Source organism: Ruegeria sp. I1 (genome assembly GCF_056532675.1).
The window spans coordinates 83,106-107,730 of the sequence record NZ_JBQFNM010000002.1 but is presented as its reverse complement, the minus strand read 5'-3'; the positions used below and the strand labels follow the sequence as shown (position 1 = coordinate 107,730).

At 56.1% G+C, this 24,625-nt stretch carries 23 protein-coding genes and 1 tRNA gene; 18 read left to right on the top strand and 6 right to left on the bottom strand.

Annotated elements, in window-relative coordinates:
* Positions 1-3 precede the first annotated feature (3 nt).
* From ACR0DH_RS04300 to ACR0DH_RS04260, 9 genes are all read left to right on the top strand, one after another.
* Positions 4-1,092: a TFIIB-type zinc finger domain-containing protein gene (locus ACR0DH_RS04300; RefSeq protein WP_480540375.1), complete on the top strand. Its 1,089-nt coding sequence runs from the start codon at positions 4-6 to the stop codon at positions 1,090-1,092.
* Between the two features lie 66 nt (positions 1,093-1,158).
* Positions 1,159-1,827: a nitroreductase gene (locus ACR0DH_RS04295; protein ID WP_480547392.1), complete on the top strand. Its 669-nt coding sequence runs from the start codon at positions 1,159-1,161 to the stop codon at positions 1,825-1,827.
* 29 nt (positions 1,828-1,856) lie between these two features.
* Positions 1,857-2,294, top strand: coding sequence for a D-aminoacyl-tRNA deacylase (gene dtd / locus ACR0DH_RS04290; protein WP_480547390.1), 438 nt, complete (start codon positions 1,857-1,859; stop codon positions 2,292-2,294).
* Positions 2,294-3,397 (top strand): DUF4147 domain-containing protein, encoded by a 1,104-nt coding sequence (locus tag ACR0DH_RS04285; protein WP_480547388.1) that lies wholly within the window; start codon positions 2,294-2,296, stop codon positions 3,395-3,397. Before dtd ends, ACR0DH_RS04285 begins: the two co-directional genes overlap by 1 nt.
* 237 nt (positions 3,398-3,634) lie before the next feature.
* Positions 3,635-5,221 (top strand): ABC transporter substrate-binding protein, encoded by a 1,587-nt coding sequence (locus tag ACR0DH_RS04280; RefSeq protein ID WP_170531801.1) that lies wholly within the window; start codon positions 3,635-3,637, stop codon positions 5,219-5,221.
* A 15-nt stretch (positions 5,222-5,236) separates the two neighbouring features.
* Positions 5,237-6,193 carry an ABC transporter permease gene (locus tag ACR0DH_RS04275; RefSeq protein WP_170531799.1) on the top strand — a complete coding sequence of 319 codons (957 nt, stop codon included), beginning with the start codon at positions 5,237-5,239 and terminating at the stop codon, positions 6,191-6,193.
* Positions 6,193-7,008, top strand: coding sequence for an ABC transporter permease (locus tag ACR0DH_RS04270; RefSeq protein WP_170533053.1), 816 nt, complete (start codon positions 6,193-6,195; stop codon positions 7,006-7,008). The genes ACR0DH_RS04275 and ACR0DH_RS04270 overlap by 1 nt, the downstream gene beginning before the upstream one ends.
* On the top strand, positions 7,005-8,642 hold the full coding sequence (locus ACR0DH_RS04265; protein ID WP_480547386.1) for an ABC transporter ATP-binding protein: 1,638 nt from the start codon (positions 7,005-7,007) through the stop codon (positions 8,640-8,642). The genes ACR0DH_RS04270 and ACR0DH_RS04265 overlap by 4 nt, the downstream gene beginning before the upstream one ends.
* Positions 8,643-8,792: 150 nt before the next feature.
* The gene (locus ACR0DH_RS04260; RefSeq protein WP_480547384.1) at positions 8,793-9,629 is read left to right on the top strand and encodes an alkaline phosphatase family protein; all 837 of its coding nucleotides are present in this window, start codon (positions 8,793-8,795) and stop codon (positions 9,627-9,629) included.
* Positions 9,630-9,636: 7 nt separating this feature from the next.
* On the opposite strand, the gene ACR0DH_RS04255 is transcribed toward ACR0DH_RS04260, so the two are convergent.
* The 6 genes from ACR0DH_RS04255 to ACR0DH_RS04230 form a co-directional block, all read right to left on the bottom strand.
* Positions 9,637-10,560 carry an alpha/beta hydrolase gene (locus tag ACR0DH_RS04255; RefSeq protein WP_480547382.1) on the bottom strand — a complete coding sequence of 308 codons (924 nt, stop codon included), beginning with the start codon at positions 10,558-10,560 and terminating at the stop codon, positions 9,637-9,639.
* A gap of 12 nt (positions 10,561-10,572) precedes the next feature.
* Complete coding sequence (locus tag ACR0DH_RS04250) at positions 10,573-12,462, bottom strand: acyl-CoA synthetase (protein WP_480540360.1); 1,890 nt, start codon at positions 12,460-12,462, stop codon at positions 10,573-10,575.
* A 161-nt stretch (positions 12,463-12,623) separates the two neighbouring features.
* A complete protein-coding gene (locus tag ACR0DH_RS04245) occupies positions 12,624-14,444 on the bottom strand; it encodes an ABC transporter transmembrane domain-containing protein (protein WP_480547380.1) in 1,821 nt (606 codons plus the stop codon).
* Between the two features lie 268 nt (positions 14,445-14,712).
* Positions 14,713-14,786 (bottom strand) — tRNA-Gly (locus ACR0DH_RS04240).
* Positions 14,787-15,240: 454 nt separating this feature from the next.
* Positions 15,241-15,624 (bottom strand): PAS domain-containing protein, encoded by a 384-nt coding sequence (locus ACR0DH_RS04235; RefSeq protein WP_480544877.1) that lies wholly within the window; start codon positions 15,622-15,624, stop codon positions 15,241-15,243.
* Between the two features lie 8 nt (positions 15,625-15,632).
* Positions 15,633-16,043, bottom strand: coding sequence for a helix-turn-helix domain-containing protein (locus ACR0DH_RS04230; RefSeq protein WP_480544876.1), 411 nt, complete (start codon positions 16,041-16,043; stop codon positions 15,633-15,635).
* Between the two features lie 292 nt (positions 16,044-16,335).
* Between ACR0DH_RS04230 and ACR0DH_RS04225 the strand changes: the two genes are divergently transcribed.
* The 9 genes from ACR0DH_RS04225 (at position 16,336) to ACR0DH_RS04185 (ending at position 24,422) form a co-directional block, all read left to right on the top strand.
* The gene (locus tag ACR0DH_RS04225; protein ID WP_480547378.1) at positions 16,336-18,222 is read left to right on the top strand and encodes a serine/threonine-protein kinase; all 1,887 of its coding nucleotides are present in this window, start codon (positions 16,336-16,338) and stop codon (positions 18,220-18,222) included.
* Positions 18,223-18,259: 37 nt separating this feature from the next.
* Positions 18,260-18,892: an FHA domain-containing protein gene (locus tag ACR0DH_RS04220; protein WP_480547376.1), complete on the top strand. Its 633-nt coding sequence runs from the start codon at positions 18,260-18,262 to the stop codon at positions 18,890-18,892.
* Entirely contained in the window at positions 18,876-19,811 is a 936-nt protein-coding gene (locus ACR0DH_RS04215) for a PP2C family protein-serine/threonine phosphatase (protein WP_480547374.1), read from the top strand. The genes ACR0DH_RS04220 and ACR0DH_RS04215 overlap by 17 nt, the downstream gene beginning before the upstream one ends.
* A 96-nt stretch (positions 19,812-19,907) precedes the next feature.
* Entirely contained in the window at positions 19,908-21,491 is a 1,584-nt protein-coding gene (locus ACR0DH_RS04210) for a phosphate ABC transporter substrate-binding/OmpA family protein (protein WP_480547372.1), read from the top strand.
* 273 nt (positions 21,492-21,764) lie between these two features.
* Positions 21,765-21,977 (top strand): hypothetical protein, encoded by a 213-nt coding sequence (locus ACR0DH_RS04205; RefSeq protein WP_353011555.1) that lies wholly within the window; start codon positions 21,765-21,767, stop codon positions 21,975-21,977.
* Positions 21,977-22,711, top strand: coding sequence for a hypothetical protein (locus tag ACR0DH_RS04200; RefSeq protein WP_480547370.1), 735 nt, complete (start codon positions 21,977-21,979; stop codon positions 22,709-22,711). Before ACR0DH_RS04205 ends, ACR0DH_RS04200 begins: the two co-directional genes overlap by 1 nt.
* Before the next feature lie 14 nt (positions 22,712-22,725).
* Positions 22,726-23,226 carry a hypothetical protein gene (locus ACR0DH_RS04195; RefSeq protein ID WP_480547368.1) on the top strand — a complete coding sequence of 167 codons (501 nt, stop codon included), beginning with the start codon at positions 22,726-22,728 and terminating at the stop codon, positions 23,224-23,226.
* Entirely contained in the window at positions 23,223-23,636 is a 414-nt protein-coding gene (locus ACR0DH_RS04190) for a BLUF domain-containing protein (RefSeq protein WP_353011559.1), read from the top strand. The genes ACR0DH_RS04195 and ACR0DH_RS04190 overlap by 4 nt, the downstream gene beginning before the upstream one ends.
* Positions 23,637-23,666: 30 nt before the next feature.
* On the top strand, positions 23,667-24,422 hold the full coding sequence (locus ACR0DH_RS04185; protein WP_480827803.1) for an FHA domain-containing protein: 756 nt from the start codon (positions 23,667-23,669) through the stop codon (positions 24,420-24,422).
* The last annotated feature ends 203 nt before the right edge of the window (positions 24,423-24,625 follow it).

Genomic DNA, 24,625 nt, shown 5'->3' with positions numbered 1-24,625 from the left:
ACGATGACCGAAGAACACCGTTTCCCCTGCGCCCAATGCGGCGCGGATTATCGGTTCAGTCCGGGTGATGGCACGCTAACCTGTGATCATTGCGGTCATTCCGAGCCAATTGGCTCGGGGCCGTGGGGCGGTGCAAGCCTACGCGAGCTGGATTTTGATGCCGCGCTTGCGGATCGGCTGCCCGACAGTGAGATCGAAGAAACGCGGGTTCTGACCTGTTCCAACTGCGCCGCTCAGGTCGAGTTTGACCCAAACACTCACGCCGCTGAATGCCCGTTCTGCGCGACACCCGTAGTGACAGATACCGGGGTGAACCGCCATATCAAACCAAAGGGCGTGCTGCCTTTTGCGCTGGATGAACGTACAGCCCAGAAAGCCATGAATGATTGGCTGGGCAAGCTGTGGTTTGCACCGAATGGATTGCAGGAGTACGCACGCAAAGGGCGCAAGATGCAGGGTATTTATGTGCCCTACTGGACCTTCGATGCGGATACCAAATCCAGCTATCGCGGCGAGCGCGGGGTGGTCTATTACGAAACCCGCACAGTGATGCGCGATGGCAAACGGGTTCAGCAACAGGTGCCCAAGGTCCGCTGGACCCCCAAATCCGGTCGGGTTGCGCGGTTCTTTGACGATGTTCTGGTGCTGGCCTCTCATTCCTTACCCAAAAGCTATACAGATGCGTTGGAGCCCTGGGATCTGCCCGCTCTGGAACCGTATCAGCCCGAATACCTGGCCGGGTTCCGGGCCGAGGCCTACACAGTCGAGTTGCGTGATGGGTATACCGAAGCGCGCCATCATATGTCCCGCGTGATCGAGCGGGATGTGCGCTTTGACATTGGTGGAGACCGACAGCGCATTCATTCGGTTGAGACCGATGTCAGAGATGTGACCTTCAAGCATATCCTGCTTCCGGTCTGGATGGCCGCCTATAAGTACCGGGGTGAAACCTACCGTTTTGTCGTCAACGGTCGCACCGGGCGCGTCCAGGGCGAACGGCCTTGGTCTACGGTCAAGATCGCGATTGCTGTGGGGCTGGGCCTGATCGTCGCGGCCGGTGTTGGCTATCTGGTGGCGACGGGTCAGCAATAGCCCCCCTTGCGCAGGATCGGGGCTGCGGCCATCTTCAGCCGGAATTCTGCAAAGGAGAGCGCGTTTATGACATTGTCTGCTTTGAATAATTTGCTCGAGCAGCGACATTCCTGCCGGGCTTTTCGCCCGGACCCGGTTCCCACGCAGCAGATAGAGCAGATCGTTGCCAGCGCCGTGCGCGTGCCCAGCTGGTGCAATGCGCAGCCCTGGCAATTGGTGATCACACGAGCTGAGGAAACAGACCGCTTCCGACAAGCCTTGCAAAACGAGGTTGCAACCGGGCAGCCCGCCCCTGACCTGCCCTTCCCGACCTCCTATTCCGGCCCTTATAAGGACCGTCGCCGCGCCTGCGGTTGGGCTCTTTATGAGGCGGTCGGCGTCGAGCGTGGCGACCGGGAAGGATCCGCAAAGCAAATGATGGAAAACTATTCGCTGTTTGGGGCACCCCATTGCGCGATTCTGTCCAGCCCGGCCGAGCTTGGCCCTTATGGCGCTATGGATTGCGGCGGCTTTGTCACTGCTTTCACACTGGCAGCCCAAGCGCTTGGCATTGCAAGCATTCCGCAGGCAGCAGTTGCAGCTTATGGGCCGTTTCTGCATCGATATTTTGATATCCCCGAGGATCGCCTGATCTTATGTGCACTCTCATTCGGGTATTCCGACCCGGACCACCCGGCCAACAGGTTTCGGACAGATCGTGCCGCGTTGGGTGACATTGTCGATTGGCGCGGTTAAACCCACCGGGAATACTGGGGAGAGAGCTATTGCGTGCGCTTCTACAACGCATTTCACAGGCCCGCGTTTCGGTTGATGGAGCAGTTGTCGGACAATCTGGTCCGGGGCTGATGGTTTTGGCCTGCGCCATGCAGGGCGATACCGAAGAGCATGCGGAAAAGCTGGCTGCAAAGATTGCCAAGCTGCGTATATTCAAGGATGAGGCAGGCAAAATGAACCGCTCGATCCTCGATACCGGAGGGTCCGCCTTAGTGGTTAGCCAGTTCACGCTGGCCGCAGACACCTCACGCGGCAATCGCCCAGGCTTTGCCAACGCCGCACCTCCCGAAGATGGTGAGCGTCTGTATCTTGCCTTCGCGCGATACCTGTCGTCTCACGGCATTGCCGTCGAGACCGGGCAATTCGGCGCAGATATGGCAGTTGAACTGGTCAATGACGGCCCGGTTACGATCTGGATGGAAAACTGATGACGCGCACTGAACAAGCAATCGAGTTTTGGAAGTCAGGCGTTGCGGCGGTTGATGGTTTCACAGCCACCAAGACAGCCTTGCCCGGTGTCGCGCAGCCCGATCGCATCCTCGCCGTTGGAAAACCCGCCGCTGCAATGGCGCGTGCTGCATTGGATCAGTTTTGGGACGTGCCGACGCTTGTCGTCACCAAAGATGATCATGGGCGCGATCTACCCGTAGGTGTCGAGGTGATCGAAGCCTCGCATCCTGTGCCGGATCAACGCAGCCTGAACGGTGGCCGCGCCTTACGTGAAGCGGTTGAGGCGATGGAAGCTGGCTCTCATCTATTGCTGTTGGTGTCGGGGGGGGCGTCTTCGCTGGCCGAAGATCTGGTGCCGGGGAAATCGCTTGAAGACCTTGCCGAATTGAACCGCCAGTTGCTGGCGAAAGGGTTGGATATCGTGGCGATGAACGCCGAACGGCGGAAGTTGTCGCGGGTTAAAGGGGGCGGGCTGCTATCCCATTTCAAAGGCGCCAAAGCCACAGTGCTGGCGATTTCTGATGTGCCCGGCGACGATGTGAATGTGATCGGGTCAGGTATCGGCACCTTGCCCCAGACCTATGAGTTCGACGCAACCGCCCGCATTGTCGCCTCAAACGCCCATGCCCGGGCGGCGGCTGCAAAGGCCGCACAGACAGCGGGCCTGCAGGTATGGGCAAATGAAGAAGCCCTGCATGATGATTATCTGGCCGTTGCGGCAGATGTGGGATCGAAACTGCGCGGCATGGAAAGCGGTGCGATGGTGTTTGGCGGTGAGCCCACTGTTGTTCTGCCTCCCACCCCCGGTCGGGGCGGTCGAAATCAGGCGTTGGCGCTGGCGTTGGCCAAAGAAATCGCTGGTCTGGAAGGGCTTACCGTTGTTGTGGGCGGAACAGATGGCACAGATGGTCCCACCAAAGCGGCAGGCGGTGTTGTGACTGGAACGACCTGGACAGATAGCGCCCAAGGTGCCCTGAATGCAGCAGATAGCGGCACTTATCTGGAACAGGCCAATGCGCTGTTGGTGACTGGACCCACCGGAACCAATGTAATGGACCTGATTGTCGCAATCCGCGACTGATTTGGCGTTTCTCATGCTACCAAGCAGATTTCATTCGCCATCTTTGTCTGATCGCTACCCACGGCACCGTCAGCTACATGTTCGAATGGCCAAAATCAAAGAAACACAGCGCCATGCGCCACACGTCCAAGTGAGATATTAAATCTTGCCGGGCTGGCCCAAATGCGCCAACGTTGACTCATGCGTCAATAACAAGCCCTTGAAGGGCAATATTCACTCAACTGGGAGAGATTACAGATGAAAGAACAACTAACCCATATGGCAGGCCAGGTCACAGCGGGGAAACTGACGCGCCGTGAGTTCATGGGCAAAGCTGCCGCTCTGGGCGTGTCGGCCGCTGTCGCCAGCACGATGTTCGCCGATGCTGCGCGTGCCGCCAGCCCGAAGAAAGGTGGCGTTCTGAAATTCGGCCTTCAGGGCGGCGAATCCACCAACTCGCTCGATCCGGCCACCTATGCAAGCTCGGTTCCGTTTCAGAACGGTAAGCAGTTTGGCGACCAGCTTGTCGAAGTTGCAACGGATGGCACCATCGAACCACGACTAGCGGAGAGCGTCGAAGGCAGCGCCGATGCGAAAGTCTGGACCTTCAAACTGCGTCAGGGCGTTGAGTTCCACAACGGTAAGACCATGACCAGCGAAGACGTGCTGAAGACCATGCAGCGCCATTCGAACGAAGATTCGCAATCCGGTGCGCTGGGTATCATGCGTGGCATCGAGTCGATGAAGGCTGATGGCGACAACTTCCAAGTTACCCTGAACGAGCCAAATGCTGACCTGCCCTATCTGTTGGCCGACTATCACCTGATCGTCCAACCCGATGGTGGCATGGAAGATCCAGGTGCTGGCATCGGCACCGGTCCTTATCAGGTCGAGGTCAACGAGCCTGGCGTTCGTCATACCTACAAAAAATTCGCAAACCACTGGAACTCTGATTTTGGACATTTTGACGGCGTTGAAATCGTCGTCATCAACGACGCGACTGCTCGTACTGCCGCGCTGCAATCCGGTCAGGTTCACGCGATCAACCGTGTCGAGCCCAAGGTGGCCGATCTGCTGGGACGCGCACCCAACCTGACCGTGCATTCGACAGCTGGCCGTGGCCACTATGTGTTCATTATGCATTGTGACACTGCACCGTTCGATGAAAACGAACTACGCTTGGCGCTGAAGCATGCGATCAACCGTCAGGAACTGGTTGACAAGGTACTGCGTGGCTATGGCTCGATCGGGAATGACATGCCGATCAACGCCGCGTATCCGTTGTTCGACGGCTCGATCCCGCAGCGTGAGTTCAGCCTGGAAAAAGCCGCCGAGCATTACCAGAAATCCGGCCATGATGGATCGCCCATCATCCTGCGTGTTGCTGATGGAGCCTTCCCGGGTGCCGTGGACGCCGCAGCCCTGTTCCAGCAAACGGCCGCACAGGCAGGCATCCCACTAGAGATCAAGCGCGAACCCAATGATGGCTACTGGTCCGAGGTCTGGAACGTTCAGCCGTTCTGCGCCTCGTATTGGGGTGGTCGTCCGGTGCAGGATCAGATGTATTCGACAGCCTATCTGTCGAGTGCGGACTGGAACGACACGCGCTTTAAAGTGCCCGCTTTCGACGAGCTGCTGTTCTCTGCACGTGCCGAGCTGGACAACGACAAGCGCAAGGACATCTACAGCCAGATGGGCCAGATGGTCCGCAACGAAGGCGGCCTGATCTGCCCGATGTTCAACGACTTTGTTGAAGGTGTCAGCAATGATCTGGCCGGTTGGGAAACTGACCCGACCCAAGAGATGATGAACGGCAACATGTCCCGCAAGATGTGGTTCGCGTAACTCGGGCCACGGATCATGCATCCTATCATCAAACTGGTTTCCCAGCGCCTCGCGCTGGGACTCCTGCTTCTCTTCGGTGCATCGGCTCTGATTTTCGGCCTCACCGAAGCTCTTCCTGGGGACGCGGCACAAGCGGTCCTTGGACAATCCGCAACCCCAGAGGCGCTGGAGAACCTGCGCGAAGAAATGGGCCTGAACCGCCCGGCCTTGACCCGTTATGCCGAATGGTTGGGTGGTATTGTGCAGGGCGATCTGGGTCAGTCCCTGACCAACAAGCTCGACATTGCTGAAAGCATTGGTAAACGGTTGGGCAACACCCTGTTTCTGGCCTGTGCTGCCGCTGTTGTCTCTGTTCCCCTTGCCATCTTTCTGGGTTTGCTGGCCGTGCGTTACCGCAACCGCTGGCCGGACAAGCTGATCTCTGCCATCACGCTGACAACGGTTTCGATCCCGGAGTTCCTGATCGGCTACGTGGTAATCTACTTCGTTTCCGTGAAACTGGGTTGGTTCTCGTCTCTGGCCATGATCAACGACTCGATGTCGTTCGGAGAGAAACTGAACGCAATCGCATTGCCCGCTTTTGTTCTGACTCTGGTCGTGCTGGCGCAGATGATGCGCATGACCCGTGCGGCGATCTTGAACCTCATGCAATCCGCTTACATTGAGACGGCCGAGCTGAAGGGCCTGTCGAATTTTCAGGTCATCGCGCGCCATGCGTTCCCGAATGCAATCTCACCCATCGTCAACGTGGTGATGCTGAACCTGGCCTATCTGGTCGTCGGCGTCGTCGTGGTCGAGGTGGTGTTCGTCTATCCCGGCATGGGTCAATACCTGGTGGATTCGGTGACCAAGCGTGACGTACCGGTTGTTCTGGCTTGCGGCGTGGTTTTTGCCGCCGTCTATATCGGGCTGAACATGGTGGCTGACATCGTCTCGATCCTGGCCAACCCAAGACTGAGGCATCCGAAATGATGAAGAATATTCCTATTTCGGCAATGATCGGTCTGTTCTTTACAGGATTGTACTTTTTCATCGCTTTCGCAGCCCCGTTGATCGCCCCCTACGGCATGGCCGAAGTGGTTGGCGATGTGTGGGAGCCGTCCAGCGCCGAGCATCTGCTGGGCACCGACAATATCGGGCGCGATCTGCTGACCCGCATGATCTATGGCGGGCGCACCACGATCTTTATCGCGGCGGCGGCCACTATCCTCAGCTTCGTCACCGGCACCTCTCTGGGCCTTTTGGCGGCTGTTCTCGGCGGTTGGGCCGATCAGGTGCTAAGCCGAGCAGTTGATCTGGTCATGTCGATTCCGACACTGATCCTGGCGCTGGTTATACTGGCAATCGTTCCGGTGACTGTACCGATCCTGATCCTTGTGATGGGTCTGTTGGACGCCACGCGCCCCTATCGCCTGTCACGATCTGTCGCCGTGGACATCAACGTGATGGACTATGTCGAGGCTGCCAAACTGCGTGGCGAAGGCCGCGGCTGGGTTATCTTCCGGGAAATCCTGCCCAACGCACTGTCGCCCTTGGTGGCTGAATTCGGCCTGCGGTTCATCTTCATGGTTCTGTTCATCTCGACCCTGTCTTTCTTGGGTCTGGGCGTACAGCCGCCGCTGGCGGACTGGGGTGGCATCGTGAAGGAAAACAAGGATGGCATCGTCTATGGCATCGGCGCAGCGCTTTATCCTGCGGTAGCCATTGCGACATTGGCCATCTCGGTCAACCTGGTGGCTGACTGGGTCCTGAACCGCACCACATCGCTGAAAGGAGGCCGGGGATGAGTGATACCCTTCTCAAGGTCCGCGACCTCAAGATCGGCGCGACCGTCTATCCGCCGGGCGAAAAGCCCCATGACATCGAAATCGTGCACGGGGTCAGCTTTGACCTCGAACGCGGCAAAGTGCTGGGGCTGATCGGTGAATCCGGGGCCGGTAAATCCACCATCGGTCTGGCCTCGATGGCCTATGGCCGGGGCGGTGTGAAGATCACCGGCGGCGAAGTCTGGGTCAATGGGCGCGATATCATGAAGTCCGCCCTTGGCGATATTCGCAACCTGCGGGGTGGCGAAGTCAGCTATGTCTCGCAGTCTGCCGCCGCGTCCTTTAACCCCGCCAAGAAGATCATGGATCAGGTTGTAGAGGCGGCTGTTGAGCACAAGAAGTTCAGCCGCAAAGAGGCCGAGGCCCGTGCGCGCGAACTGTTTGCCAAGCTCGGTCTGCCCGATCCGGACAACATCGGGGATCGCTATCCGCACCAGGTTTCGGGTGGTCAGCTGCAGCGCTGCATGACCGCGTTGGCGTTGTGCCCCGAACCTGATCTGGTGGTGTTTGACGAGCCGACCACGGCGCTGGACGTGACAACTCAGATCGATGTTCTGATGGCCATCAAAGAAGCCATCGCAGATACCGGTGTTGCCGCGCTTTATATCACGCACGACCTTGCTGTCGTGGCGCAGGTGAGCGACGACATCATGGTGCTGCGCATGGGCAATACAGTCGAATATGGCAACACCGATCAGATCATCAACAACCCGCAAGAGGAGTATACCAAGGCTCTGGTCTCGGTTCGGTCCATCGAGCATGAAGAGAAACAGCCAACATCGGAACCAGTGTTAAGCGTCGACGGGATCACCGCGCGCTATAAGGGGCTGAACTTCGACGTGCTGCACAACATCAATGTCGAACTTCATCCGGGGCAGACACTGGCGGTTGTGGGTGAATCCGGCTCGGGTAAGTCTACGCTTGCCCGTGTGATCACCGGCCTGCTGCCACCGCGTGATGGTGAGATCACGTTCAACGGGCGCAAACTGTCTGCGGATCTGAAAGGCCGTACGCGTGAGGACCTGCGCGAGTTGCAGATGATCTACCAGATGGCGGATGTCGCGATGAACCCACGCCAGACCGTCGGCACCATCATTGGTCGACCGCTGGAGTTCTACTTCAACATGCGCGGCGCAGAAAAGCGCAAGCGGGTTGTCGAACTGCTGGATGAGATCGAGTTGGGCGAGAAGTTCATCGACCGCTACCCGGCTGAGCTGTCGGGCGGTCAGAAACAACGTGTCTGTATCGCACGCTCGCTGGCGGCAAAGCCCAAGATGATCATCTGTGATGAGGTCACCTCGGCGCTTGATCCGCTGGTCGCGGACGGCATCCTCAAACTGCTGCTGGACCTGCAAAAGATCGAGGATGTGGCTTACCTGTTCATCACCCACGATCTGGCGACGGTCCGCGCGATTAGCGATAGCATCGCAGTGATGTATCAGGGCCGCGTTGTGCGCTACGGGCCCAAAAGCCAGGTGCTGAGCCCGCCCTTCGATGACTATACGGACCTGCTGCTCAGCTCGGTCCCCGAGATGCATCTGGGCTGGTTGGAAGAGGTTGTCGCCCACCGCAAGATGGAGAGCGCCGGGAACTGAACACACAGTAACAGTTCCATGAAGTTTCCAAATCCCGGCACCTTGCTCCGTTGCAGGTGTCGGGATTTTGATATTTGGGGCGCGAATGAACGGCCGTGAAACCGTGATTCCGCTAGGGTCGGTAGAACACCAAATCAGATGGGTAGGCTGATGGACCGCAAACTTCTTTTGATCATCCTGGACGGCGTCCCCTGGCGCAATTTCCGCCGCCTGTTCGGCAACCTCGAAGGTTGGGTGGACAGCGGTGAGGCGCGCGTTTGGAAGCTGCGGGCTGTGCTGCCCTCAATCTCGGCCAGTTGCTATGCATCAATCCATACGGGCGTCACACCGCAGGAACATGGATGTACCGGCAACGGAAATGTGTTCCGCCTGAGCCACAAGGATATATTCAGCCAAGTGCGCGAGGCGGGCGGTGTCACCGGGGCCGTCACGCATAGCTATTGGTCCCAGTTCTTCAACCGGCACCCGTTCGATTATGTCCGCGATGTGGAATATGACGAACCGGATAGCAAAACCATAAACCACGGCCGGTTCCACACAATGACGGGCTATGGCAAGGATAACCAGATGACGCCTTCGGACGTTGATCTGTTTGCCACCCTGACCAACCTGTGCCTGCGCTTTGGTCTGGACTACGGCATACTTCACACCTGCACCCTGGACAGTATGGGCCATCGGTTTTTCCACGATTGTCAGGAAATGGACCATACCTGTTTTGTCGCCGATGAAATGCTGGCCCCTTTCATTCCCCGCTGGCGACAGTTGGGATACGAGGTCATCGTAACCGCCGATCACGGACAGGACGAGCGTGGCCACCACGGTGGGCGGGGCGCTTTGCAGCAGGAAACGGCCCTGTATTACTTCGGCGATGCCGACGGCCCGCAGGCCGAAGCGGTGATTGACCAGTTGCAACTGGCCCCCACAATCCTGACCCGGATGGGCGCACCGATTGCGGACACAATGAAGGGCGAACCATTCCTGAAGTGATCAGGGCCTAACCATAGGCCCAAATGCCCTGCCCCAATGCTTCGATGGCCACGGATATGCGTTCGAAACTATCAGCTGCGCGTTTCACGCTGTTGCGGGCGCGTAGATAGCCGTGCACCAGACCCGCTTCGTTGATCCAATAGGCCCGACCGCCTGCCCGAGTTATCTGTTCACAATAAACAGCTCCATCATCGCGTAACGGATCGCAATCAGCGGTGATCACTACAGTTGGAGGCAGGCCCGAGAAATCGGTATCGTGTAGCGGTGCAAAGGTCGGATCGCTTTCGGGCGCTGCCCCGCCGCATCGAACCTTTTCATAGAACAATATCTCATCGCGGGTCAGTAGCGGCGCCTGCGCATGCTCCAAGTAAGACCCAGCAGAGCTGTCTCCGCCCAGACCCGGATAGATCAGAACCTGCCCCAACACGTCACCCGGTTGGCCCCTCATATGATGGGCAACCGCCGCAGCCAGATTCCCACCGGCACTGTCACCCGCCAACACAATCGGAACGCCGTATTCGGCAACCGCCCAGTCGACCGCTGCCACACTGTCCTGAAACTGCGCAGGATGCACGTGTTCTGGGCATAGCCGGTAGTCCACTGAAACAACGCGATACCCGGTTTGGGCGCAGATTTCAGCGCAGACATCATCATGGCTGTCCAGCCCGCCGACGACAAAGCCGCCGCCATGAAAATAGATGACTACGCGGGTCGGATCGCCCGCTGTATAAACGCGGACCGGCACGCCATTGGCGGACCGGTCTTCTGTTTCAACTCCATTCGGGCGCGGTTGGCGAAAGGTCTGACACATCGCGTTATAGACCTTGCGTTGCTCCTCGATCGACAGATCAACCGCGTTGTCGGGATAGCTTTCTGCCGTGCGTCTTATGAACGCCCATGTTTCTTCATCGATCAGACGTTCATAATCCATGTTACCTCCCGGTCAGGCAGCCCACTCCCACGGCCGGGTGAACGATCCCAGCACCTTGCTGACATCGTCTTCGGATGAACCGTTCGCGTCAAGCTGCGCAACAAGTCCGCGTTTCTTGTCATCAATGACCGAAACCACCCGAGCTTCGACCCCAGCCTCCTCCAACGCACCATTATAGACACGCGTGATCGCGTTTTTGCGCAGGTCCGGCTTGAACACTTTGCCAACCGCTGTTTTCGGCAGTTCCGGAAGGATGGTCATATGTTTGGGCTGCGCTGCACGTTCGTGCACGTGGACCTTACAGAACTCCAACAATGCCTCTTCGGTGACCGAGGCGCCATCGACCAGTTCGACAAAAGCACAGGGCAATTCACCTGAATGCGCATCGGGCTGGCCGATGGCTCCGGCAAAAGCCACGGCCTCGTGCCCCAACAGGGCTTCTTCGATTTCAGCCGGATCAATGTTGTGTCCGCCACGAATGATCAAATCCTTCGCGCGCCCAGTGATCCAAAGATACCCGTCTTCATCAAAACGACCCAGATCACCTGTGCGCAGGTATTTTTCGAAGTGATACAGGTTTTCGTTCTTGTCGACCTCGGTGTAGGTGTGACCCGGAAAGACACCAGGGTTCGAGATGCAGATCTCTCCGATTTCGTCAGCGGCGCATTCCTTGGGACCATCCGGCCCGTCCATCAGGATTTTGACATCCGTATAGGGGAACGGGATGCCTATAGACCCAATCTTTTTCTCACCATCAACCGGGTTGCACGAGACCAGGCAGGTCGCTTCAGTCAGGCCATAGCCTTCGACGATGGTCACACCGGTTGCTTCTTCGAAACGGCGGAACAGTTCAACCGGCAGAGGTGCAGACCCCGAAAAGGCAGTTTTGACACTTGAGATATCTGCATCCACCGGGCGTTGCATTTTCGCAGAAATCGCTGTGGGCACGGTGATGATAAAGCTGACTTTCCAGCGTTCGATAAGCTTCCAGAAATTATCGAAAACACCATCGCCGCGATACCCTTGCGGTGTCGGGAAGATCACATGCGCCCCAGATGAGACCGCTGCCATCATGATCACATGTACTGCGAAGACGTGGAACATCGGCAGCGGGCACATGATGACGTCATTTTCATCAAACAGCAGCGTATGCCCAAGCCAGCCGTTATAGATGAGGCCCGAATATTTATGCTGCGCCACTTTCGGCATACCGGTCGTGCCACCAGTATGGAAATAGCATGCGACGCGATCTTCGGTGCTGTCTGCAAAAGTCAGCGTCTTGGGCTGCTTCGCCAGCTCTTTGTTGAAATTCTTGTAATCCGCATGAGCCAGCTTTTCCTTGTCGCCCATTTTGGGGCGCAGCAGCGGAACGATCCATGATTTCGGAGGGGTCAGATAGCGGTTCAGGTCAATCTCAAGGATCGTATGCACCTTCGGTGCATGGCGCACAGCCTCTTCCACCTTTTGCGCCACATCCGTCTTTGGGAAGGAACGCAGCGTCACCACAACCTTGGCTTCGGTTTCCCGCAAGATCGCGGCGATCTGTTCGGGCTCCAACAGTGGGTTGATCGGATTCACGATCCCTGCAACCGCGCCACCCATCATAGTGACCAAAGTCTCATTACAGTTGGGCAACACGTAGGCAACGACGTCGTTTTCGCCCACGCCAAGCGAGCGGAACAGGTTCGCCGCCTGATTGACCTGCCCCAGCAAATCAGACCATGTCAGCGTTTCGGCCTTGTCTGTCGGACCGGAAAACAATTGGAAACTGATCGCGTTGTGATTGGGAAACTTCTCTGCTGTCCGAGACAACAGTTGATGGAAGGTGACCGGAAGATCACGATCCTCCCACGCCATTTCCTGTTCGATACGCAGTTTGTCTTCACGCCCTACAAAGGCCATGTGGCTCCTCCCCGTCTTGTAGTCTCCCACGTGTCTCACGCGGTTTTGATCCTCACATAGATGGGATCACAACCCGGCTGACACAAGCAAGGGCTTAGCGCTGGAAAACTTGAAAATGTAGAATAACGCTACGGCGGAAACTGATCTGTCCCTACGTCACCCTATTCTGCGGCTACCCCATCGGTGAATTGCAGGCGCGCCAAGCGGGCATAAAGCCCATCTTGCGCCACCAGATCGTCATGCGTGCCCTGCGCAACAATGCGCCCCGCTTCCATCACGACAATCCGATCCGCCTTCTTCACCGTGGCCAAACGATGCGCCACAATCAGGGTCGTCCGGCCCGCGCGCATCTGGTCAACCGCCCCCTGCACCGCCCGTTCGCTTTCCGCATCCAGGGCCGAGGTCGCCTCGTCCAGCAGCAACACCGGCGCATCCCGCAGTATGGCCCGGGCTATGGCGATGCGTTGTTTTTGCCCCCCCGACAGCATCACGCCACGCTCGCCTACAAAACTGTCATAGCCTTCGGGCAGTGCCGCAATGAACTCATGTGCAGCGGCGGCCCTCGCGGCAGCTTCGACCTCGGCATCCGAGGCATCAAGGCGGCCAAACCGGATGTTCTCGCGCGCTGAGGCAGCAAAGATTACCGGGTCCTGCGGGACAAGGGCAATATGGCGGCGGAAATCCGTCCGATCCAAACCGGTCAGGTCTTCCCCATCCAACAGAACACACCCTGAGTTCGGGTCATAGAACCGCTGGATCATCTGAATAACCGTTGTCTTGCCAGCCCCAGAGGGGCCAACAAAGGCTACGGTTTCGCCGGGGTTCACTTGCAGGGACAGGCTGTCCAACGCCACCACATCGGGCCGCGCAGGATAGCGGAAAGTGACATCTTGAAACCGGATCTCACCACGAACCGGTTGCGACAGCATTTTGGCCCGTACAGGATCGAGGACCGTATCTTCGGCATTGAGCAACTCAACCAGTCGTTCGGTCGCGCCGGCGGCGCGTTGCAACTCGCTCCAGATTTCGGACAGCGCGGCGACTGATCCAGCCATGATCACCGAATAGATCACGAACTGGATCAGCACCCCTTCTGTCATCACCCCGTTGCGGACATCATTGGCCCCCATCCAAAGCACGCCGACGATACCCGAGAACACCAGAAAAATGACGATCACGGTCAAGATAGCACGGGTTTGGATGCGGCGCAGCGAGACGATATAGGAGGTTTCCGTCATCTCACTAAACTGCTCTCGGCTCGCCCGTTCGTGGGTAAAGGCCTGAACCGTTTGCACAGCGCCCAACGCCTCACCCGCATTACCGGAGGACGCCGCGATCCAATCTTGATTTTCTCGGCTAATGGCGCGCAAGCGACGGCCCAGAACCAGGATCGGCACGATCACCACAGGGATCAAAAGCAGGACAAGCGCTGTCAGCTTTGCCGATGTCAGCAGCATCAGCGCCAAACCACCCACAAACATCAGCATATTGCGCAGCGCGATCGAAACGGATGAACCCAAAACCGATTGGATCAGGGTCGTGTCCGTCGTGATCCGGCTGAGCACTTCGCCAGTCAAAATACGTTCATAAAACGCAGGGCTCATGCCGATGACCCGGTCAAACACGGCTTTGCGAATATCGGCCACCACGCGTTCGCCCAACCGCGTGACCAGCGCATACCGAATGCCCGTGCCTACCGCCAAAACACCAGCGATGCCCAGCGCCGCAAGAAAGTACCAATCCAGCAGTTCCCCATCCTGGATGCGGAAATTGTCGACCACGCGGCGCACGGCCAACGGCAAGGTGAGCGTCATCCCTGCGGTCAGACATAATGCAAGCGTTGCACCAAACATCAGCGCGCCGTAAGGGCGCATGAAGGGCCAAAGCGCCCTTAGAACACTCAGCTTTTTCGAGGTAGCACGCTCTTCACTGGCCCCAGGAGGTGATGATGGTGTCTGACCGGTCGCAGTCTGTCTTGCCATGTCGGGCCTGTGTTTCCTGATCAATTATGGGTCTCTGCTTCTTGGAGGCAGTGGCATCCGGGGTCAAGCTCACGCGATGAAATTGCCCGTGCCTCAGGGCCATTTGACGCAGAATTCGCAAAGGAAGCAACTGGAGCGGGTAGTCGGAAACGAACCGACATAGCATACTTGGAAGGCAAGCGTTTCGATTCAATTTTAATTCAACAAATCAAATTGTTGCAGGATCTATTTCCTAAGTTTTGCAGGTCTTGTGTCGGAAAATAAATCTTGGAGCGGGCGGCGGGAATCGAACCCGCGTCATTAGCTTGGAAGGCTAAGGTCTTACCACTACACAACGCCCGCTTAAGTACAGCATCACCTATTTCATGTGAATTTGGAGGTCAAGTGGAACCACTCAAGAGTCTGCAAACAATCTGTATTATGTCTCATCATAATTGTTGTTATCAGAACCCGATACCTGATTGGGCAGTAGTGGCTCGACGAGAGGGCGCCTGAAAGAGGGTAGTGCGGCCTCGCGTTATCCTAGGCGTGAAACCAAGAGACGCTCACTATCCATTGTTGGTTTCCTCTAACGAACGATCTTGAATTGTTTTAGGAACCATTTTGCGAAAGAATTACCGCGAGCAGTTGAATCGCCGAAAACATCAGTCGATGATTATAAGAAAAACGAACACTTGTCTCAAACTGATCTAAACCAATTTGCGCAGCAACGCCGTTAACTTTCCACGTTGATTGCGGAACTTGGCCTGCAATCGCAAGGAGCATGGGCAAGTATGACTTCTCGGTACAACCAGCGCTAAACCGGTCTCTGTATTGCGATGAAATGTGTCACATTCTTCCCATCATCCAAAACCGGGCGCAACTCACATTCATGGACAAAACGTTCACCATTCTTCCGATAATTTGTGATGCGGACTGTTCCCGATTGGCCGTTTTTTATTAGGTTTCTGAAGTGGTCAATCGCTTCTGGCTCGGTATCAGGGCCTTGCAGTAGCCCGAGACTACGCCCCGCTACGTCTTCAAGCCGATAGCCGGTATGGGACTCAAATGCGTCGGACACGTAGATAACAGGAACGCCCGGTTGAGCGAGGCAAACAACCGCTGAATGCGAACCGATGGCTTCGCTTGCACCTTCTTCTCCGCGATCCTTTACAAACCGTTTAAAGTCACTTTGTTCCATCGAGTCCCCTATTTCTGTTCGGCAGAGACAATCGCTTCAACCAATTGTACCAACCTCAACTTTTCGTTCACGTCTGCGAGTTTCACGAATGAACTAACCAAACGGGCCAGCAAGTCTGCCTCGACAGGAATTTCTGCCGTTGGGCTCGGCATGTTGGTCGAGCTTTCAGATTGTGGGAGAAGAGATTCAATAGGGACTTGATAAAATGCGGCAAGCTTCATCAGGTATGGCAAGCTGCACTTGCTTTGTGCATCTTCATACTTCTGATACTGTTGAGGGCTGATTTCCAGGAGGCGCGCGACTTCCGCTTGTGTCATACGCTTTTCAGACCGCAATCCGCGCAGTCTTTGCCCGACATGCCCATAGACATCTTCGGATGAAAGAGCCTCTTTCAGAAATACCACTTCCTTTGCGCTCATCGGACCCGCCTTTTGAATGATTTAGAGATATCAATGTGACGACTATTTACCAAGCTTGCGCGATACGAACAATCTGTCAGAGAGTTTTTCGCGCAACTATGTCGTAGTTCCAATCCTCCTTTTGAATTTTCCCAAAACATGGGCGTACTGCGCACTTGTTCTAAATTTGGATGATGAGAACCTCACTTTGCGAGATTTTTTCTTAAATTTGACCGCTATCTAACATTTTCTCGCCTGAATTGGAGCTCAATCATCTTCTGTGAGCAAAGAGTTTCGTATTGTGAGGAAGACCATGGTTGATGACGCACGGCAGCAGGATTACCACACGGCCGGGGACGAACTTCAGCCCGGCACCGAGTTGATGCGGGGTCAATACAAGATCACGCAATATTTGAACTCCGGCGGGTTTGGCATCACCTATTTGGCAACAGACAGTTTGGATCGGCAGATCGTCATCAAGGAGTGTTTTCCCCAGTCGTTTTGCCGCCGCAGCGGGCGCCAGATAGAGGCCCGGTCCGAGGCCTATGTCGGTGAGCTTCGCTCAATTGTTCGGCTCTTCTCGCAAGAAGCAAGAGCGCTGGCGAAACTCAAACACCCTTATATCGTTGGCGTGCACCAAGTCTTTGAAGAGAACAATACCGCCTATATGGCGATCGATTTCGTTAAGGGCCACGATCTGCTTGCCATTATTGAACAGAAGGTCATGCTTTTGCGGCCAGATCAGGTTCGCGCGATCCTTCGTAAATTGCTGGATGCAATCGGATTTGTGCACACTGCCGGAATGCTGCACCGGGATATCTCTCCGGACAACATCATCGTAACCGATGAGCTGACCCCAGTGCTGATCGATTTTGGCGCAGCACGGGATCAGGCCACCAAAGCCACACGCGCGCTATCGGCCCTGCGCGTGGTCAAGGACGGGTATTCACCCCAAGAGTTTTATATCGCTGGCAGTGAACAGGACCCTAGCAGTGACCTTTATTCACTAGCGGCAAGCTTCTATCATGCGATCACAGGACAGCGCCCACCGGACAGCCAGGTTCGGATCGCGGCGCATGTGGCCAAAGAACCGGATTCCTATATCCCGCTTGGCAAGCTGACCTCGGATTATGATGAGGCATTTTGCGCCGCGATCGACAAAGCCATGGCCATTCTACCCAAAGACCGGATGAAAACGTCAGCGGAGTGGTCTCTGCTGATGGAGACTCCGGTCAAAACGATCTCAAGCCGCGTTTCCAAGCAATTGAAATCTGCGCGCCGCAAATCCACCCGTCCTGCAAACCGAGCGACCGCAGCTCCAGTCAAGCCGGTCAAAAGCGCATCAGAGTTGGTTGCGCGTGCATCGGCGATTGCCATTGCAGCGGGAATCATCGGGGGATCGGCCTATCTTCTACTGAACCAGGATCAGGTTGAACTCGGCACCGTCACCGCAGAGACAACTCCCCTACTTCAGCAAGAGATGGCTTCGGTAGAGACGCTCGATCAAACTCGGCCGCCTGTCACTCCAGTTTCAACTACGGCACCCGCAGCGACTGTGCCCGTCGAGCAGCCCGCTATTGTTCCGGAAAACACGCCGGCAGCAACAAAGGTGACAGTAGACCCAGTCCTGCAGGACTTCATTCATTCTTATGCGGATGGAGAGGTGGAAGCGTCCTGGAAGCTGGATCTGCCGTTTCGTCTAGATCAGGAAAACTTCGTCCTGCAAGTACCGCAGAGCCTGGAAAATCGACTACCGATAGGAAGCCGTATTTTGGAAGTTGAGGGCACGCCGGCTACCGACCTTGACGTCCAGCTCAGAACACTGGCCAGGCAAAGTGATGGCATGCAGATCAATTTCCGCGTTGTCGCCGAAGTCCCCGAAACGGGTGCCCGCCTTTATACACAGGTATCCGCGCCGATCATCTATTTGACCGACCTAAAGAACGGGTTTCGTTTTCAGACCCATTTTGATGGCTCTGTCTGGCTGACGCAGGTCATCGATGTTGCACCCGGCACCGATAGCGGGCTCAAGGCGGGCGACACGGTGGTGGCCATGGTTGGCAACAACGAACGTATTTCGGACGGGGCCACAATGGCGCGATTGCTGGCACAGGAAATCACATCCGGTCAGGGTCAGGTGCGTCTGGCGGTCAGCCGGGCGGGCACAATGTGGGTTGAACGCATCGAGACAGGAGCCTGACAATGATCACTCGCATTCGCGTGGCGGAGGCATCTTGATGCGATTTCTCAAGAAGGACAAAAACCGAAGCCCGAATCCCAGCCGGTCTCTGCCGATTGAAAACGATGACCTGTGGCAAAGCCCGATCATGGAACAGCCGATCACCTTTTCGACGGCACAGACGACCTCGCCCGCCATTGTTTCGCGTCCGCAGGAAAACGTGGGCAAGACACGGCTGATCGGATTTGACACCCGCAACAGGCCAGAAGACTTCGGGCCGCCAGAGGCCGAGCAAAGCGTCGAACGCCCAAGCTATATACCCGTCGGCTGGTTGGTCGTAACGACCGAGCCGGGGCGCGGTCAAAGCTTTCCCTTGATGGCGGGCCTTTCGACGATTGGACGGGGCAAAGATCAGGCGGTCTGTCTGGATTTCGGCGACAGATCGATTTCACGGGATAACCACGCGGCCATTGTCTACGACTCCAGCACCAACGAGTTTTTTCTGGGTCACGGTGGCAAGGCCAACCTGGTCCGCATGAATGGTGCGCCGGTCACAAAAACAACACCGATCCAAAGCGGCGCAGAGATTCAGATTGGAGACACCAAACTGCGCTTCAAAGCGCTGTGTGACACCGCGTTCCAATGGGACATGACCAGCCATATGGAGGACGGCGATGAAAGCCAGTTCTAAAATGTGTTTCGACGTTTCAACCGGAATTGATGTCGGTGCACGCGACTATCAGGAAGACTGTCTTGTGGCGGATTTCCCAGTGTGCGAGTCCTGTGGCATCGGTGTGCTTGCCGATGGAATGGGCGCGCATGCCTCGGGCGATATGGCCAGCGCATTGGTGGTCAGCCAGGTGTTTGCCGCGTTGAAATTGCGCCGGAATATCTTGAAATCCGACGACGCCAACATTCCCGCTTTGTTAAAAAAAGCGGTGGAAGAGGCCAATATGGCCATGTCAGATTTCATCAAGAACAACCCCGATTCAAAAGGGATGGGGGCGACTCTGATTGCAACCGTTATACGTGACAATCAGCTTTATTGGCTGTCTGTCGGGGATTCCCCCCTTTACCTGATTCGCAATGGTGAAATCCAAAAACTGAACGAAGATCACTCGATGGCGCCGCAGATTGACGCCATGGTAGCGTCAGGCCAGCTGAGCGCTGAGGTTGCCGCACTACATCCGGACCGGAATTGCCTGACTTCGGCGGTGCTGGGTCAGGAAATTCCGCGGATCGATTGTCCGGAAACGCCCATGACTCTTGAGCCGGACGATATCCTGATTCTGGCAAGCGATGGTCTGCAGACCCTGACCGACGGCACAATACTGAGACTAGCCAACAAAACGGCGGCCAGAAGCAGCGCCAAGGCGACCCAAAACTTGATGTCTGCGGTCGAAGCTGCGGCAATGCCCGAACAAGACAATATCTCGGTCATGGTGCTGCAAATCGACCAAATGCCCGAGATGTCCCACGAGCCAAAAACCGAACGACAGATTGAAACCCAGCCTGTCCATCGGTCGGCCGAAGAGGATGCCATTCTGGCAGCGCTGGTGCCGGATATCGAAGAGGCACCGGACATCATCAATCAGGCCATGGCGCTGTAATATGCCAAGCCACGAAGCGAACGACCCAAGCATAGGGCGCGCCGAAGCGAGCGTCGCGCACCCCGACTGCGAACCATAGAAGACGGAGATCTGACTATGACGAATATCATTAAGCTAAGCAAAAGCGTTGCAAGCGCCATTGCCATCGCCAGTGCCCTGCCAACGATTGCCGCAGCAGGACAAGTGGAATTGTCAGCCCCCGATGGATCGCTGCGTTTGTCCGGCGAATTTCTGGACCTCGTTGACGGTCACTATCTGATCAAAACGCCCATTGGCGAGATGCGCGTTAGCACCGATCGGGTGAGTTGCAATGGTGAAGGCTGCCCCACAATCGACACCAGCGATGTCAGCCTGCGGATCGCTGGATCAGGTGTCATAGCGACCGAGTTGATGCCCCTATTGATAGCCGGGTATGCGGCGCATGCAGGCAATGACATCTCGACGCAGCTTCTTCCCAACAGCCAGAACAAACTGCTTAACCTCGTCACCGCCGAAGCGTTCGGGGATGATCTGGACAGCGTCCTTGTGATCCCCTCGGATTCCAGAGACGCCTTTGATGCGTTGGAAACTGGAGAGGCCGAAATTGGCATGTCGACCCGACGCGTTGAGAACCAAGAAGCACGCGGCCTTGCCGCCGATGGTGCGGGCAACATGACATCTGTTGGTCAGGAACACTTGCTGGCGCTGGAAAGCATCGCAATCGTGACCCATCCGGACAACCCGGTTTCGGCGATTGAGCTGGAACAGTTGCGCGATGTCTATCTGGGTAACATAACCAACTGGTCCCAGTTGAATGGCCCGGACATGCCGATTCAGGTTATCGGTCGCGACGCCGAAACCGCCTCGCGCGAGTTATTTGAATCTGTTTTGTTAGACGACACGGACATCACACCTTCCGGTATTTCGGCGGTGGGTTCCGACATTGAAGCCGCAACGCAGGTCATGGAAAATCCCGGCGCGATCAGCTTCCTGCCGTTCGGAGTGCAGCGCGGCACCAAGGCAATGAATATCATCGACGCTTGTGGCGTAGTAACAGAACCCAATGATTTTTTTGCCAAGACTGAGGAATACCCCTTCGTGCGTCGGGTCTATCTGTATAACCGTAGCGATCTGGACAACGATTTTGCGCGGAATCTGCTGAGTTTCGCCAAATCGGAAGAAGCCGAGGATGCGATTTCGGTCGCTGGCTTCACCAGCTTTAGCGTCGGCAGGCTGCCGCAACACATGGCTGGATTGCGCGGTGAAACCCTGCGCTCGTCAAGAACTGACGCCTATGAGCAAAGTGTCGTTGATGAAATGCTGGAAACGGCGGGTAAGTTTGATCGCTTGTCCAGCACCTTTCACTTTCGTTCGGGTTCCTCTCGATTGGATGATCGCGGGGCCGCAGAACTCACCCGTTTGGTAGAATTCCTCAAGGATCAACCGCGCGGAACCAAGATCAAACTGGTCGGTTTCAGCGACGATGTCGGAACCTTTGACAGCAACAGACGCCTGTCTCTACGCCGGGCCAATCGGATTGCGGCCTACTTGAATACCGAAGCGGCCGATCAGCTTCCGGGCATCGAATTATCCTCAGTCGGATATGGCGAAACTGCTCCCGCCGCCTGCAACCTAACGCAGGAAGGACGGATTAAGAATCGGCGGGTCGAGGTCTGGATCGAAAGCACTGTTCAGGGGTGATCTTTTGAGCCATCGGTCCCATGATCCAGCGATAAAACCAAAAAGAAACACCGGGCCTCAGGTCCGGTTTTTTTTGCCCACGAGACTCAGCAAAACCTAAAGCATGAGAGGTGCCCGAAAAAATTCTAATTTTTCAGTATCTCAGCACACCAAAAAAAGAGGTATTCACAATAAAACCTCTCTTTTGTTGGTAATTGCCTCTCATTTTTCTCAATTATGACACTATCCAGCATCATTTTCAGATGAAACAGCAAGCAACCGGAAACACTGAAAATGATCCTTTATTCTCATCGCCTTCAAGGCGTTTTACAGCAGATGGTTGTCGAACTTGGGTTAGACCTGATTTTGTCCGACGACAATTCACCGGTGTCGCTGGTGGATAACGAGCAGACTTTGACCGAAGTCGCGGCTGGTATGAACATCGATGTCAAAAAGCTGGCAGCGAATAACGGCAGCGTTTTGTTCAGATTTCAGAGGAAAGCATGATGTCTAAGGCACGCCAAATGGATGGTGCTCCCGGCAAACGCGCTGGCTTGCCACTGGCTCGAGCCAACCGACTTGCAGAAAACGCCGAGGCCAAAAAGGGTCGCGGGCCGAACTTTATCGTGGCAACCGGGTTGCTGACCGTGGCTGCAATCGTTTCGCTTGGGGTGACACCAGGCAATACCGCGTTAAACAAATTCTTCAATAATTCAGAAAACTCTGACACCGCACCCGTGCTGGACTTATCAAAAAGGCCGGTCGCACTTGCGGAACCCGTGGCCGAACCGGCCCCTGTGATAGAACAGACAACCGCTGTTGTGGCTGGAGCGCAGGTTGAAACAGCGCCCGTCGCCGAGGCCATCGAACCCCCGGCAGAGCCCTCAAAGGAAGGCCGCCTCCTGGCCATGGTTGGTGACAACGCGAACGATCCCTACTGTATCCAAAGGATTGAGTCACGCTTGGTGTCGCTGCACGCAGCAACGCTTTCAGGCCCTGAATGGAACAATCGGGTGAATGACGTCAGCCAGCTTGTCCAGACCACGTTGGACTGCTCGCACGCAGGTCTGCAAGTCATTGGCAGCCTTGAATTGGCGGGCACCGGATTCGCCGATCTGCGCGTCAGCTGGAACCTTGAAACATGGACCCTGGACCTGGCTGTCGTCGACAGCAGCAATCCTGATGCCGACCTACAAGTGGCCAGCGCCTCGGACCAGTCAATCGAATTTGTTGTTCAGTAAAAGAGGTCGAAGTTATGGAAATACTTGAACAAATCACCCAACTGGAAGCACCGGCCAAGGCTTTGCTTGCAGATATTCAGGCCTTCGAAGCGCCGCTGCCTGACTATTTGATGCTGGGTGTGTTTGTGATCCTTTTGCTGGCGCTTTACCGGTCTGGTCGTAAGGGCATCAACAGGGTGCAAACCGACCTCGTCGGAGCCTATCAGAAAGAGCTTCTGACAGCCAATCGCCGCGCGCATCAAGCCCGCAGCGAGTTGCGCCGCGCCCATCTGGAACTGGAACGCGAACGACAGCGCAAACGTCGTGCTTTGCGCGATCAAGGGCACTCGAGCCGGGGTGCTACACGGTGGCGTCTCGAACCAGTCGAACGGCGTCCGGCACAGTCGGCCTCTTCGGGTACGGTGCCTTTCAAACCAACAACACAGAACCGCAACAAGACCCGGCCCGTTGATCCAATCCCGGCAACGGCTGCCGCGTCGAATGAAAACCTGTTTCTCAACGGAGTGGAAAAATGAATCTTACTCGTCTCATCTACTACAGCCAGCGCAACCCATCCATGAGCCTGAATCTGGGCGAGTTGCTGGAAGTCTGTAAACGCAATAACGCAGCAATGAACGTCACCGGCATGCTTCACTTTAACGGCAACTACTTCCTGCAGGTTCTGGAAGGCGGACGCGCCGAGGTCAGCTCGATCTATCATCGGATCTCTGCCGACCCACGGCACCTGAACATCATCTTGATCTCATGTCAGGATGTGCGCGAGCGGATTTTCCCGACCTGGTCGATGGGCCACCACGAAGGCATGGAAGGCGAAACACGTAGTATCTTCCTGCGGTACTTTCCATCGAATTCCGTCAACCCTGAAGCGGTCAGTCCCGACAGCCTGCTCGACTTTCTGCAGGACGTATCAACCGAACTGGTCTAACGGCCAGTTCTTAAAGGAAAGATGTTGCATATGAGTATGTTCGATACCTTAGTGAACGGTCGCCGCAGGCCTGCAACCGAGTCGGTGCTGCCTGCTGAAGACGCATCATCTGCAATATCAACTACACCACAAGACGACACCGACCAACACGCCCGGAACTTGAGACAGCGTCTGATGTCTCCTAACCATTCGGTTGGCGCGGTCGGTGTCGCTGACATCGCTCCGAATGTTGGCGCGGAGCCTTTCCAGCGGATGACCGAGACACCAATGGAAGAGCTTGTCTCCGCACCTGTGTCCAAACCCGTCAGCGCCAACCCGCGCGACACGCGTACGCGTCTGATCGGGTTTGACACATCCGAAGGTACAACCAAGGATCTGTTCAGCCCGGATAATGCGCCTGAACCTGAACAAACCTTGCCGGTAGGGTGGCTTGTGATTGTCAGTGGTCCCGGTCGGGGCTACGCATTCACACTTCGATCCGGGCTGTCCCGGATCGGCCGTAACCCTGATCAGACCATTTGTCTGGATTTCGGAGATATGGCGGTCTCGCGCGACAATCACGCCGCGATTGCTTATGACCCCGAAGAGAACGGCTATTTCCTCGGTCACGGCGGCAAGACAAACCTTGTTCGCCTGCAGGGTAAACCAATCATCTCGACCGAAAAATTGAACGACGGTGATCGCATATCTATCGGAGAAACAACAATGATGTTCAAAGCGTTGTGCGACAAGACGTTCAACTGGATTGTGGGAGATGACGATGAGGACGTGGTTGATTTTCTCTGACCTTGTCGTCGGTACCCTGCTGGAATGGCGTGTAAGATGAATAGTCCATCATGCCCGCAGCTAGACCTTCACTCGCGTCTGCAGGCTGCCGCGACAAATGGCGGAGCAAACGCAGACGTTGCGACGCGTGCACGCGCGCATCTGGCAGCACTCACAAGACCCATTCGCGTTTCCATATTGGCTCCGACGTATCTCGATCGGGC

Excerpts from the sequence above, each read along its gene's own strand:
- ACR0DH_RS04300 (WP_480540375.1), top strand. The coding sequence starts at position 4 with ATGACCGAAGAACACCGTTTCCCCTGCGCCCAATGCGGCGCGGATTAT.
- ACR0DH_RS04295 (WP_480547392.1), top strand. The coding sequence starts at position 1,159 with ATGACATTGTCTGCTTTGAATAATTTGCTCGAGCAGCGACATTCCTGC.
- ACR0DH_RS04285 (WP_480547388.1), top strand. The coding sequence starts at position 2,294 with ATGACGCGCACTGAACAAGCAATCGAGTTTTGGAAGTCAGGCGTTGCG.
- ACR0DH_RS04280 (WP_170531801.1), top strand. The coding sequence starts at position 3,635 with ATGAAAGAACAACTAACCCATATGGCAGGCCAGGTCACAGCGGGGAAA.
- ACR0DH_RS04275 (WP_170531799.1), top strand. The coding sequence starts at position 5,237 with ATGCATCCTATCATCAAACTGGTTTCCCAGCGCCTCGCGCTGGGACTC.
- ACR0DH_RS04270 (WP_170533053.1), top strand. The coding sequence starts at position 6,193 with ATGAAGAATATTCCTATTTCGGCAATGATCGGTCTGTTCTTTACAGGA.
- ACR0DH_RS04265 (WP_480547386.1), top strand. The coding sequence starts at position 7,005 with ATGAGTGATACCCTTCTCAAGGTCCGCGACCTCAAGATCGGCGCGACC.
- ACR0DH_RS04260 (WP_480547384.1), top strand. The coding sequence starts at position 8,793 with ATGGACCGCAAACTTCTTTTGATCATCCTGGACGGCGTCCCCTGGCGC.
- ACR0DH_RS04255 (WP_480547382.1), bottom strand. The coding sequence starts at position 10,560 with ATGGATTATGAACGTCTGATCGATGAAGAAACATGGGCGTTCATAAGA.
- ACR0DH_RS04250 (WP_480540360.1), bottom strand. The coding sequence starts at position 12,462 with ATGGCCTTTGTAGGGCGTGAAGACAAACTGCGTATCGAACAGGAAATG.
- ACR0DH_RS04245 (WP_480547380.1), bottom strand. The coding sequence starts at position 14,444 with ATGGCAAGACAGACTGCGACCGGTCAGACACCATCATCACCTCCTGGG.
- ACR0DH_RS04235 (WP_480544877.1), bottom strand. The coding sequence starts at position 15,624 with ATGGAACAAAGTGACTTTAAACGGTTTGTAAAGGATCGCGGAGAAGAA.
- ACR0DH_RS04230 (WP_480544876.1), bottom strand. The coding sequence starts at position 16,043 with ATGAGCGCAAAGGAAGTGGTATTTCTGAAAGAGGCTCTTTCATCCGAA.
- ACR0DH_RS04225 (WP_480547378.1), top strand. The coding sequence starts at position 16,336 with ATGGTTGATGACGCACGGCAGCAGGATTACCACACGGCCGGGGACGAA.
- ACR0DH_RS04220 (WP_480547376.1), top strand. The coding sequence starts at position 18,260 with ATGCGATTTCTCAAGAAGGACAAAAACCGAAGCCCGAATCCCAGCCGG.
- ACR0DH_RS04215 (WP_480547374.1), top strand. The coding sequence starts at position 18,876 with ATGAAAGCCAGTTCTAAAATGTGTTTCGACGTTTCAACCGGAATTGAT.
- ACR0DH_RS04210 (WP_480547372.1), top strand. The coding sequence starts at position 19,908 with ATGACGAATATCATTAAGCTAAGCAAAAGCGTTGCAAGCGCCATTGCC.
- ACR0DH_RS04205 (WP_353011555.1), top strand. The coding sequence starts at position 21,765 with ATGATCCTTTATTCTCATCGCCTTCAAGGCGTTTTACAGCAGATGGTT.
- ACR0DH_RS04200 (WP_480547370.1), top strand. The coding sequence starts at position 21,977 with ATGTCTAAGGCACGCCAAATGGATGGTGCTCCCGGCAAACGCGCTGGC.
- ACR0DH_RS04195 (WP_480547368.1), top strand. The coding sequence starts at position 22,726 with ATGGAAATACTTGAACAAATCACCCAACTGGAAGCACCGGCCAAGGCT.
- ACR0DH_RS04190 (WP_353011559.1), top strand. The coding sequence starts at position 23,223 with ATGAATCTTACTCGTCTCATCTACTACAGCCAGCGCAACCCATCCATG.
- ACR0DH_RS04185 (WP_480827803.1), top strand. The coding sequence starts at position 23,667 with ATGAGTATGTTCGATACCTTAGTGAACGGTCGCCGCAGGCCTGCAACC.